General features: G+C 51.9%; 9 protein-coding genes. 4 read left to right on the forward strand and 5 right to left on the reverse strand.

Annotation, left to right across the window (positions count from 1 at the left end):
- On the forward strand, positions 1-1,359 hold the full coding sequence (glpT, locus tag SK35_RS07980) for a glycerol-3-phosphate transporter (RefSeq protein ID WP_048215877.1): 1,359 nt from the start codon (positions 1-3) through the stop codon (positions 1,357-1,359).
- A 3-nt stretch (positions 1,360-1,362) separates the two neighbouring features.
- Complete coding sequence (gene glpQ / locus SK35_RS07985; RefSeq protein WP_048215878.1) at positions 1,363-2,430, forward strand: glycerophosphodiester phosphodiesterase; 1,068 nt, start codon at positions 1,363-1,365, stop codon at positions 2,428-2,430.
- A gap of 61 nt (positions 2,431-2,491) precedes the next feature.
- Here glpQ and SK35_RS07990 read toward each other — a convergent pair whose 3' ends face one another.
- Positions 2,492-3,370: a LysR family transcriptional regulator gene (locus tag SK35_RS07990; RefSeq protein ID WP_048215879.1), complete on the reverse strand. Its 879-nt coding sequence runs from the start codon at positions 3,368-3,370 to the stop codon at positions 2,492-2,494.
- Between the two features lie 160 nt (positions 3,371-3,530).
- On the opposite strand from SK35_RS07990, the gene SK35_RS07995 reads away from it, so the two are divergent.
- Positions 3,531-4,721 carry an MFS transporter gene (locus SK35_RS07995; RefSeq protein ID WP_032944048.1) on the forward strand — a complete coding sequence of 397 codons (1,191 nt, stop codon included), beginning with the start codon at positions 3,531-3,533 and terminating at the stop codon, positions 4,719-4,721.
- Positions 4,722-4,724: 3 nt separating this feature from the next.
- On the opposite strand, the gene yfaE is transcribed toward SK35_RS07995, so the two are convergent.
- The 4 genes from yfaE to ubiG all read right to left on the reverse strand — a co-directional run bounded on the left by yfaE (position 4,725) and on the right by ubiG (position 9,652).
- Positions 4,725-4,979, reverse strand: coding sequence for a ferredoxin-like diferric-tyrosyl radical cofactor maintenance protein YfaE (yfaE, locus tag SK35_RS08000; protein ID WP_003027609.1), 255 nt, complete (start codon positions 4,977-4,979; stop codon positions 4,725-4,727).
- Positions 4,979-6,109 (reverse strand): class Ia ribonucleoside-diphosphate reductase subunit beta, encoded by a 1,131-nt coding sequence (nrdB, locus tag SK35_RS08005; RefSeq protein ID WP_003834668.1) that lies wholly within the window; start codon positions 6,107-6,109, stop codon positions 4,979-4,981. Before nrdB ends, yfaE begins: the two co-directional genes overlap by 1 nt.
- A gap of 110 nt (positions 6,110-6,219) precedes the next feature.
- A complete protein-coding gene (gene nrdA, locus SK35_RS08010) occupies positions 6,220-8,505 on the reverse strand; it encodes a class 1a ribonucleoside-diphosphate reductase subunit alpha (protein WP_048215880.1) in 2,286 nt (761 codons plus the stop codon).
- A gap of 418 nt (positions 8,506-8,923) precedes the next feature.
- Positions 8,924-9,652 carry a bifunctional 2-polyprenyl-6-hydroxyphenol methylase/3-demethylubiquinol 3-O-methyltransferase UbiG gene (gene ubiG, locus SK35_RS08015; RefSeq protein ID WP_008785314.1) on the reverse strand — a complete coding sequence of 243 codons (729 nt, stop codon included), beginning with the start codon at positions 9,650-9,652 and terminating at the stop codon, positions 8,924-8,926.
- Positions 9,653-9,810: 158 nt separating this feature from the next.
- Between ubiG and gyrA the strand changes: the two genes are divergently transcribed.
- A complete protein-coding gene (gene gyrA, locus SK35_RS08020) occupies positions 9,811-12,450 on the forward strand; it encodes a DNA topoisomerase (ATP-hydrolyzing) subunit A (RefSeq protein ID WP_003834662.1) in 2,640 nt (879 codons plus the stop codon).
- Positions 12,451-12,494 lie beyond the last annotated feature (44 nt).

Here is a 12,494-nt window from a genome sequence, read left to right on the forward strand (position 1 = left end):
ATGTTGAGTATTTTTAAACCAGCGCCACATAAGGCGCGTTTGCCTGCTACGGAGATCGATCCGACATATCGTCGATTGCGTTGGCAGATTTTCCTGGGGATTTTCTTTGGTTATGCCGCGTACTATCTGGTACGTAAGAACTTCGCCCTGGCGATGCCATATCTGGTTGAGCAGGGTTTCTCTCGCGGCGATCTGGGTTTTGCGTTGTCCGGTATCTCCATCGCTTACGGATTTTCGAAATTCATCATGGGGTCCGTTTCGGATCGCTCGAATCCGCGCGTTTTCCTGCCAGCAGGTTTGATTCTGGCTGCCGCAGTGATGTTGTTTATGGGCTTTGTGCCGTGGGCGACATCGAGCATTGCGATAATGTTTGTGCTGCTGTTCCTCTGCGGATGGTTCCAGGGGATGGGGTGGCCGCCGTGTGGTCGTACCATGGTGCACTGGTGGTCGCAGAAAGAACGTGGCGGTATTGTTTCCGTCTGGAACTGTGCGCACAACGTGGGCGGCGGTCTGCCTCCTCTGCTGTTCCTGCTCGGTATGGCCTGGTTCAATGACTGGAAAGCGGCGCTGTATATGCCTGCTTTCGGTGCGATTGTGGTTGCGCTGTTCGCCTTTGCGATGATGCGTGATACGCCGCAGTCCTGCGGCCTGCCGCCTATCGAAGAGTATAAGAACGACTATCCGGACGATTACAACGAGAAAGCGGAAGAAGAGCTGACTGCGAAGCAGATCTTCATGCAGTATGTACTGCCAAACAAACTGTTGTGGTACATCGCTATCGCCAACGTGTTTGTTTATCTGCTGCGCTACGGCATCCTGGACTGGTCACCGACCTACCTGAAAGAAGTGAAGCATTTCGCACTCGATAAATCATCCTGGGCCTACTTCCTGTATGAGTATGCGGGTATTCCGGGCACGCTGCTGTGCGGCTGGATGTCGGATAAAGTCTTCCGTGGTAACCGTGGTGCGACCGGCGTGTTCTTTATGACGCTGGTAACTATTGCGACCATCGTTTACTGGATGAACCCGGCAGGCAACCCGAACGTGGATATGGCTTGTATGATCATCATCGGCTTCTTGATCTACGGCCCGGTAATGTTGATTGGTCTGCACGCGCTGGAACTGGCACCGAAAAAAGCGGCGGGTACGGCAGCTGGCTTTACCGGTCTGTTCGGTTATCTCGGCGGTTCTGTGGCTGCGAGCGCCATTGTTGGCTACACCGTTGACTTCTTCGGTTGGGACGGCGGCTTTATGGTGATGATTGGCGGTAGCGTGCTGGCGGTTATCCTGCTGGTGGTCGTCATGATTGGCGAAAAACGCCATCACGAAGAGATGCAACTGAAACGTAACGGGGGCTAATAGATGAAAACTACATTGAAAAGTCTCAGCGTGGCGCTGATGCTCACAGGTATGGTGGTCAGTAGCGCGGCGGTTGCCGCAGATAAAATCGTGATTGCGCACCGTGGTGCGAGCGGTTATCTACCGGAGCATACGCTGCCAGCGAAAGCGATGGCCTATGCCCAGGGTGCGGATTATCTGGAGCAGGATTTGGTGATGACCAAGGATGACCATCTGGTCGTCCTGCATGATCATTATCTTGACCGCGTCACCGATGTTGCCGAGCGTTTCCCGGATCGGGCGCGTAAAGACGGGCGTTACTACGCTATCGACTTTACGCTGGATGAAATTAAATCGCTGAAATTTACCGAAGGCTTCGATATCGAAAATGGCAAAAAGGTCCAGACCTACCCAGGGCGCTTCCCGATGGGTAAATCTGATTTCCGCGTGCACACGTTCGAAGAAGAGATTGAGTTTGTTCAGGGATTAAATCATTCCACCGGTAAAAACATCGGTATTTACCCGGAAATGAAAGCGCCGTGGTTCCATCACCAGGAAGGGAAGGATATTGCGGCTAAGACGCTGGAAGTGCTGAAAAAGTACGGGTATACCGACAAGAACGACAAGGTCTATCTGCAATGTTTTGATGTTGCAGAGTTAAAGCGCATTAAGAATGAACTGGAACCGAAGATGGGGATGGATCTCAATCTGGTACAGTTGATTGCGTACACCGACTGGAATGAAACTCAGGAGAAAAAGCCGGACGGTAGTTGGGTTAATTACAACTACGACTGGATGTTTAAGCCGGGTGCCATGAAGCAGGTTGCGCAGTATGCGGACGGCATTGGGCCGGACTACCACATGCTGATTGATGAGAAGTCGAAGAAGGGCAATATCTCGTTAACTGGCATGGTGCAGGACGCACATCAGAACAAGATGGTGGTGCATCCTTATACCGTTCGCGCCGATCGACTGCCGGATTACACCACTGACGTAAACCAGCTGTATGACATTCTTTATAACAAGGCGGGCGTTGACGGGCTGTTCACCGACTTCCCCGACAAAGCAGTGAAATTCTTGAATAAAGAGTGATGGCGTAAGGCCTGTGATGCACCTCCGGTCACAGGCCTAAATGGATGAAACGTTTTAACTGCTAGATAAGGCCGTCTGCTGTCAACGTTTCCATACATGCCTGCAGGAGAAATAAAGGGCTGCCGTCCACCGGCGGCTCTTTTGCCAGTAAGGATATCTGTCGATAGAACGTCGGTTCCAGCGCGACTGAGCGTACTTTCCCACCAACCGCCTTCAGCGTTAATTCCGGTAATAACGCTATACCCAGCCCCTGACGAATAAAGCTCATCGCGGTATCCGGATGGTTAAACTCGTATTTAATGACCGGTTCAATTCCCTTCTCTTTAAATAGCGCCATGATGCTTAATTCATAGCGACCTTTGCTGATAATGAGCGGTTCTCCAACCAGTTGTTCCACTGAAATTGTGCTATTGGCCGCCAGCGGATGGCTTTCAGGAACTACAACGGTAAATTTGTCGCGATACACCGGTACGCAGTACATGCCATTTACCGGGAAATGCACAAATCCCGCATCGATGTCCCCACTGCGCAGGGAATCAACGATTGCCGTGCTGTTTTCTTCATAAGGGATAATTTTGATGTGCGGGTGATGCTGCTCGAAGTGGTGGATGATACCGGGCAAAATACAGGCACAGGCGCTGGGAAAGCAGCCGATTCGCAGGGTTCTGGCCGGGTTTTGTCGCTCTTGCTCGGCAATCTCTTTCACCGCGTTGGTTTCAGACACGATCGTCCGCAGGTGTGAAACGATCCGACTCCCGGCCGGACTAAGTTGAATGTCTTTGCGGCGTTCGCGGATAAGAATATCAACCCCTAGTTCTTCCTCTAGCGCTGAAATTGCCTGGCTAACGGCGGATTGGGTCATGTACAGCCGCTTGCTGGCTTCGGTAAAACCACTGTACTCAAGTACGGCAAGCAGGGCGTGGATCTGGGTTAGTGTCATTAGTTCCTTCTAATCAACAATATTAAAACGATTAATTTCTCTAATATAATGGACCTGTTTATACTTGCGGTCTACCGTAAAATCACACTTCGACGCACCTGTCCGTAGTTCAGTTGAGCTGAGCGTTGCCTGCGTGCGCCGTCTGGACAGGTTGTCGAATATGAAAGAAAAACTGTGGACGAAAGATTTTTGGGCAATAACGATAATCAGCTTTATTATATTTTTTGTTTTTTATGTCCTGCTCACGCTGTTACCGATCTATATTTCGGATCGCCTGCATGCCACTCCAGATAAGGCCGGATTATTAGTCACCTTCTTTTTGGGGGCCGCAATTGTTGTGCGCCCGTTTGCGGGACAATGGGTAGGAAAATATTCGAATAAAACAATTCTGGTGCTCTCTTCTCTGGCCTTTTTGGTGGTCACTGCGCTGTATCCTGTTTGCCACTCAATTGAATCACTGCTGTTGATTCGGGTGCTTCATGGTGTAACGTTTGGCGTTATTACCACGGTAAAAGGAACGATTTCCGCGCGGTTGATACCGGCCTCCCGACGTGGGGAGGGCATCAGTTTTTTCTCGTTAGCCATGGGACTGGCAATGGTTGTGGGGCCGTGGGTAGGGTTGAACATGGCACGCTGGGAAGCTTTTACCACTGCATTCTGGCTGTGTAGCGCGGTTGCCGTACTGGGTATTATCCTGTCATTGATTGTCGCCGTACCGCCGGTTATCCGTCATGCTGACGGCTCAAAACCGAAGCTGGGATTTGCTGCAATGTTTGATCGCGCCGCACTGCCTTTCGCGATGGTGACGTTTTTCATGACATTTTCCTACGCGGGCGTTTCCGCTTTTCTTGCACTGTATGCGCGCGAGCTCGATCTGATGGCCGCCGCCAGTAATTTCCTGCTGTGCTACGCCATTTGCCTGATGATCTGTCGAACCTTTACCGGCAATATTTGTGATAAAAAAGGGCCGAAATACGTGGTCTATCCGTGTTTGCTGGCCTTCACCGTCGGACTGGTGGCGCTTGGCTATACTAACGGCAGCATTATGATGATTATTTCCGGTGGATTAATTGGCATCGGTTATGGTTCGGTCACACCCGTATTTCAGACACAAATTATTAGTTCGGTGGAACCCCATAAAATTGGTATCGCCAATTCGCTGTTTTTCAATGCGATGGATGCAGGAATGGCAATCGGCGCGTTTATCATGGGGATGATGGTCGAGGGGGTGGGATATCGGGCGATTTATCTGGTGGGTGCGCTGCTGGTGGTACTGGCCGGGGCGCTGTATATCATGCAGATGAAAAAACGCGGAGACGTGGTACTGGTCTCCGCGCATGAAGTTCACTAAACACTATAACTCTATTTCAATATCGCCTTTTGCCCGGCAACAGCACGGCAATATTTCACCGGGCTGAATGAAGGCCAGCGGTTCTGCAATCCAGTCAACCTGTCCCGCCACCAGGCGGGTACGGCAGGAGCCGCAGTATCCTTCACGACACTGATATTCGACTTCAACATCGTGCGACTCGAGCGCGGCAAGCAGGGAAGGGTGTTCATCCTGGCACAGCAACTGCGTGCCAGAGATGCGCAGAGTCACGCGGCCCATCAGAGCTGGAAGTTACTCAGATCGTCAGTATCGACTTCGGCATCGATCTGGCCGACCAGATAAGAGCTGACTTCCACTTCCTGCGGCGCAACCTGGACGTTATCGGACACCAGCCAGGTGTTGATCCACGGGATCGGGTTAGAACGTGTCTGGAATGGCAGATCGAGCCCAACAGCCTGCATACGGATGTTGGTGATGTACTCAACGTACTGGCACAGAATGTCTTTGTTCAGGCCAATCATTGAGCCATCACGGAACAGATAATCTGCCCACTCTTTTTCCTGCAGCGCGGCCTGTACGAACAGGTCGTAGCATTCTTGTTTGCACTCCTCGGCAATTTCCGCCATCTCCGGATCGTCCACGCCGCTGCGCAGCAGGTTCAGCATATGCTGAGTACCGGTCAGGTGCAGGGCTTCGTCGCGGGCGATCAGACGAATAATTTTCGCGTTGCCTTCCATCAGTTCACGTTCGGCGAAGGCGAAAGAGCAGGCGAAGCTGACATAAAAGCGGATCGCTTCCAGCGCGTTCACGCTCATCAGGCACAGATACAGCTTCTTCTTCAGCTCACGCAGGTTTACGACAACCGTTTTACCATTAACGGTATGCGTACCTTCACCGAGCAAATGCCAGTAGCTGGTCATCTCGATCAATTCGTCGTAGTAGCTGGAGATGCCTTCTGCGCGTTTCTGGATTTGCTCGTTGGTGACGATATCGTCAAACACCACCGCCGGATCGTTAACGATATTACGGATGATGTGGGTATAAGAGCGGGAGTGGATCGTTTCAGAAAACGCCCACGTTTCCACCCAGGTTTCCAGTTCAGGGATCGAGATTAACGGCAGCAGCGCGACGTTAGGACTACGTCCCTGAATGGAGTCCAGCAGCGTCTGATACTTCAGGTTGCTGATGAAGATATGTTTTTCATGTTCCGGCAATGCCTGGAAGTCGATACGATCGCGAGAAACATCGACTTCTTCCGGACGCCAGAAGAAAGAGAGCTGCTTTTCGATCAGTTTTTCAAAGATGTCATATTTTTGCTGATCGTAGCGGGCGACGTTCACCGGCTGGCCGAAGAACATCGGTTCCAGAAGCTGATCATTTTTCGTCTGTGAAAAAGTGGTGTATGCCATTGATGTGAATCCTGTCTGGAATGTACTGCCGGATGCGCTTTGCTTATCCGGCCTACAATACCGCGAATTAATTTGTAGGCCGGGTAAGCGCTACGCCACCCGGCAAAAGATTAAATCTTACATGCGCCGCTTTCGCAGCCATCGTCCTGAATGGACGGTACCAGATCGTCCTGAGAGTCTTCCGCACCGTCACGGGTGTTCTGATAATACAGCGTTTTGACACCAAATTTGTAGGCGGTGAGCAGGTCTTTCAGCAACTGCTGCATCGGTACTTTTCCGGACGGGAAGCGCGACGGATCGTAGTTGGTGTTGGCGGAAATCGATTGATCGATAAATTTCTGCATGATGCCTACCAGCTGCAGATAGCCGTCGTTGTTTGGCATTTCCCACAGCAGTTCGTATGCGTCGTGCAGGTGTTCGTAGTCCGGCACGACCTGACGCAGAATTCCATCTTTCGATGCTTTGATGCTCACGTAACCGCGTGGCGGTTCAATGCCGTTGGTGGCGTTGGAGATCTGCGAAGAGGTCTCGGACGGCATCAGGGCTGACAGCGTGGAGTTACGCAGACCGTGAGTTTTAATTGATTCGCGCAGGCTTTCCCAGTCGTAATGCAGGGACTCGCTGACGATAGCATCCAGGTCTTTTTTATAGGTATCAATCGGCAGAATGCCTTTCGCATAGGTAGTTTCGTTAAACCACGGGCATGCGCCTTGCTCTTTTGCCAGCTCGTTAGAAGCCTTCAGCAGGTAATACTGAATCGCTTCAAAGGTTTTGTGAGTCAGGTTATTGGCGCTGCCGTCAGAGTAGCGTTTACCGTTTTTCGCCAGCCAGTAAGCGTAGTTGATCACGCCAATGCCCAGCGTACGACGACCCATCGCACCGCGTTTGGCGGCCGGAATCGGATAATCCTGGTAATCGAGCAGCGCATCCAACGCACGTACCGCCAGTACGGCCAGCTCTTCCAGTTCGTCCAGGCTTTCGATAGCGCCCAGGTTAAATGCGGACAGCGTACACAGCGCAATTTCGCCGTTTTCATCGTTAACGTCGGTCAGCGGTTTGGTCGGCAGGGCGATTTCCAGGCACAGGTTGGACTGGCGTACCGGCGCGACAACCGGATCAAACGGGCTGTGGGTGTTGCAGTGGTCAACGTTCTGAATGTAGATACGACCGGTCGAGGCACGTTCCTGCATCATCAGTGAGAACAGCTCAACTGCTTTCACGCGCTGTTTGCGGATGCTGTCGTCGTTTTCATATTGGGTGTACAGACGCTCGAACTCATCCTGATCGGCGAAGAACGCGTCATACAGACCCGGGACGTCGGACGGGCTGAACAGGGTGATGTCGCCGCCTTTCAGCAGACGGGTGTACATCAGTTTGTTGATCTGCACGCCGTAGTCCATGTGACGTACGCGGTTGCCTTCTACGCCACGGTTGTTTTTCAGGACCAGCAGGCTTTCAACTTCCAGGTGCCACATTGGGTAGAACAGCGTGGCTGCACCACCGCGTACGCCACCCTGAGAGCAGGATTTCACTGCAGTCTGGAAATGCTTGTAGAACGGAATACAGCCGGTGTGGAACGCTTCACCGCCGCGAATCGGGCTACCCAGCGCACGGATGCGACCAGCGTTAATGCCGATACCGGCACGCTGAGAAACGTATTTCACAATTGCGCTGGAGGTTGCGTTGATGGAGTCCAGGCTGTCGCCGCACTCGATTAGTACGCAGGAGCTGAACTGACGCGTTGGGGTACGCACGCCGGACATAATTGGCGTCGGCAGCGAGATTTTGAACGTAGAAACGGCGTCGTAGAAACGTTTTACATATTGCAGACGTGTTTCACGCGGATAGTTAGAGAACAGGCAAGCCGCTACCAGAATGTAGAGGAACTGTGCGCTTTCATAGATCTCACCGGTAACACGGTTTTGCACCAGATATTTACCTTCCAACTGCTTCACCGCAGCGTAGGAGAAGGTCATATCACGGTCGTGTACGATGAACGAGTCCATCTGCTTGAACTCTTCTTCCGTGTAGTCTTCCAGCAGATGATTGTCGTATTTGCCCATTTCAACCATTTTCACGACATGGTCGAACAGCTTTGGCGGTTCAAACTCACCGTACGCTTTTTTACGCAGGTGGAAAATCGCCAGACGGGCAGCCAGATACTGATAATCCGGCGCTTCGCGGGAGATCAGGTCGGCGGCTGCTTTGATGATTGTTTCATGGATGTCGGAGGTCTTGATTCCGTCATAAAACTGAATGTGGGAGCGCAGCTCGACCTGAGAAATCGATACGTTATTCAGTCCTTCTGCCGCCCAATCCAGAACTCGGTGGATTTTGTCGAGATTGATGCGCTCTGTACTACCATCACGCTTTGTCACCAGCAGACTCTGATTCATGTGGTTTTTTACCTGTCCGTGAAAGAAAAAATATCCCCATATTATCCACAGAGTCATGTTGTGACTAAGTCTGTGGATAAATACTATATGTAGGGGTTGTTTGATAAAATAGACGCTATATGGTGAGTATTCTAGTAGGGATTCTTTTCAGCACAAGAGTTGATTTTGAGGTTAAATTGAGGTTGCAAAAGGGTGATAATCGCTAAGTGCGCGTCTTATAAGGCCTGGCGGGGATGTCAATAATTGAGAAAAAAAATAGAAAATTTGATCGAGTGCTGATTTCTTCATCTAAGGCAAGGAAAGTTCTTATGATCTGGCACAGGATTTGTAGGCCTGATAAGCGAAACGTCATCAGGCATGGTTCAAGTAAGCATGCCGGATGGCGGCGTTGCACGCTTTATCCGGCCTACAGGAGCGGTTAATCAACCTTGGCGGTGGTATGTACCATATAGTTCACATCAACGCCCGGGCCAAGTTTGAAGGTGTTGGTGATGGGGTTGTAATGCAGGCCGGTCATATGACGCTCTTTCAGCACGGTCTGGTCTACCCACTCTAATAATTCAGCAGGCTTAATAAACTTTTTCACATCGTGCGTGCCTTTCGGCACCATGCGCAGAATATATTCCGCTCCGACCACCGCCATCAGCCAGGATTTGCCGTTGCGGTTAAGCGTGGAGAAAAATACTTCGCCACCCGGTTTGACCAGCCTGGCGCAAGCTCTGACCACTGACTGTGGGTCTGGCACGTGTTCCAGCATTTCCATGCAGGTGACAACGTCATACTGATGTGCATGCTTTTCCGCATGCTCTTCGACGGTTTCTTGTACGTACTCTACCTGGATACCGCTTTCCAGTGCATGCAGTTTTGCTACCTGCAGCGGTTCAAAACCCATGTCCAGTCCGGTGACGGTGGCACCTTCGCGCGCCATACTCTCCGCCAGAATACCGCCGCCGCATCCGACGTCGAGTACCTTTTTACCAAACAGGCCGCCTGAGCGCTCAGTAATATAGCCCAGACGCAGTGGGTTAATGCGGTGCAGCGGCTTAAATTCACCCTCAAGATCCCACCAGCGTGACGCGACTGCTTCAAACTTGGCAATTTCTTCATGGTCAACGTTGTGAGCTACCGGAGGTTTTTCGGCATTCATTGGGGCTTCTACTCCTAAATTTGCGATGCAAATGAGTATATCAGCCTGACGGGATGAATAAAGCCTCTGTCAGGGGGAATCCATTTACCTGAATCTGCACGGATGTGTTATAATTTGCGACCTTTGAATCCGGGATACAGTAGAGGGATAGCGGTTAGATGAGCGACCTTGCGAGAGAAATTACACCGGTCAACATTGAGGAAGAGCTGAAGAGCTCCTATCTGGATTATGCGATGTCGGTCATTGTTGGCCGTGCGCTGCCGGACGTCCGAGATGGCCTGAAACCGGTTCACCGTCGCGTACTTTACGCCATGAACGTATTGGGCAACGACTGGAATAAAGCCTATAAAAAATCTGCCCGTGTCGTTGGTGACGTAATCGGTAAATACCACCCTCATGGTGATACCGCCGTTTACGACACCATTGTTCGTATGGCGCAGCCATTCTCCTTGCGCTACATGCTGGTAGATGGTCAGGGTAACTTTGGTTCTGTCGATGGCGACTCCGCAGCGGCGATGCGTTATACGGAAATCCGTATGTCGAAAATCGCCCATGAGCTGATGGCTGACCTGGAAAAAGAAACGGTTGATTTCGTCGACAACTATGACGGCACCGAACAAATTCCTGACGTCATGCCGACCAAAATTCCTAACCTGCTGGTGAACGGTTCGTCCGGTATCGCGGTAGGTATGGCGACCAACATTCCGCCGCACAACCTGACCGAAGTGATCAACGGCTGTCTGGCATATATTGACGATGAAGACATCAGCATTGAAGGGCTGATGGAACATATTCCGGGTCCGGACTTCCCGACTGCCGCGATCATCAACGGTCGTCGTGGTATCGAAGAAGCCTACCGTACCGGTCGTGGCAAAGTGTACATTCGCGCACGCGCGGAAGTCGAAGCGGATGCCAAAACGGGTCGTGAAACCATCATCGTTCACGAAATTCCGTATCAGGTAAACAAAGCGCGCCTGATTGAGAAAATCGCCGAGCTGGTAAAAGACAAACGCGTTGAAGGCATCAGCGCGCTGCGTGACGAGTCTGACAAAGACGGTATGCGCATCGTGATTGAAGTGAAACGTGATGCGGTCGGGGAAGTGGTTCTGAACAACCTCTATTCCCAGACCCAACTGCAGGTTTCCTTCGGTATCAACATGGTTGCATTGCACCATGGCCAGCCGAAGATCATGAACCTGAAAGATATTATTGCCGCGTTCGTACGTCACCGCCGTGAAGTCGTAACCCGTCGTACTATCTTTGAACTGCGTAAAGCCCGCGACCGTGCGCACATCCTTGAAGCGCTGGCGATTGCGCTGGCGAACATCGATCCGATCATCGAACTGATCCGCCGCGCGCCGACCCCGGCTGAAGCGAAAGCTGCGCTGGTTGCGCGTTCGTGGGAACTGGGCAACGTTTCCGCCATGCTGGAACGTGCCGGTGATGACGCCGCGCGTCCTGAATGGCTGGAGCCGGAATTTGGCGTGCGTGACGGTCAGTACTATCTGACTGAACAGCAGGCCCAGGCTATTCTGGATCTGCGTTTGCAGAAACTGACCGGCCTTGAGCACGAAAAACTGCTCGACGAATACAAAGAGCTGCTGGAACAGATCGCCGAACTGCTGCACATTCTGGGCAGCGCCGATCGTCTGATGGAAGTTATCCGTGAAGAGATGGAGCTGATTCGTGAACAGTTCGGTGACGCTCGTCGTACTGAAATCACCGCGAACAGCGCTGACATCAACATCGAAGATCTGATTAGCCAGGAAGATGTTGTCGTAACCTTGTCTCATCAGGGCTACGTGAAATATCAGCCGTTAACCGATTACGAAGCACAGCGACGTGGCGGTAAAGGTAAATCAGCAGCACGCATTAAAGAAGAAGACTTTATTGACCGCCTGCTGGTGGCCAACACCCATGACACGATCCTCTGCTTCTCCAGCCGTGGTCGTTTGTACTGGATGAAGGTCTATCAGTTGCCGGAAGCAAGCCGTGGCGCACGTGGACGTCCAATCGTCAACCTGCTGCCGCTGGAAGCTAACGAACGTATTACCGCAATTCTACCAGTACGTGAGTACGAAGAGGGCGTGAACGTCTTCATGGCAACCGCTAGCGGTACCGTGAAGAAAACGGCGCTGACCGAGTTCAGCCGTCCGCGTTCTGCCGGTATTATTGCGGTTAACCTGAACGAAGGCGACGAACTGATTGGTGTAGATCTGACGTCCGGCAGTGACGAAGTCATGTTGTTCTCTGCGGCTGGTAAAGTGGTGCGCTTTAAAGAAGATGCTGTCCGTGCAATGGGTCGTACCGCGACCGGTGTACGCGGTATCAAGCTGGCGGAAAAAGATAGCGTGGTATCGCTGATCGTTCCGCGCGGTGAAGGTGCGATCCTGACCGTTACTCAGAACGGTTACGGTAAACGTACGGCGGCGGAAGAGTATCCGACCAAGTCTCGTGCGACCCAGGGCGTTATCTCCATCAAGGTTACCGAGCGCAACGGTTCCGTTGTTGGCGCTGTGCAGGTTGAAGATACCGACCAGATCATGATGATCACCGACGCAGGTACGCTGGTACGTACTCGCGTGTCGGAAATCAGCGTGGTAGGGCGTAATACCCAGGGCGTTATCCTTATCCGTACTGCGGAAGACGAAAACGTCGTGGGTCTGCAACGCGTTGCTGAACCGGTTGATGATGAAGAGCTCGACTCCATCGACGGAAGTGCAGCTGAAGGTGACGAGGATATCGCACCTGAAGCGGAAAGCGATGACGATGCTGCAGCGGATGACGCTGACGAGTAATTAAGACGCTATAAAAAGGGCCGGAGAAATCCGGCCCTTTTTTT

This window comes from Citrobacter sp. MGH105, from assembly GCF_001037485.2.
Classification (GTDB): Bacteria; Pseudomonadota; Gammaproteobacteria; order Enterobacterales; family Enterobacteriaceae; genus Citrobacter; species Citrobacter portucalensis.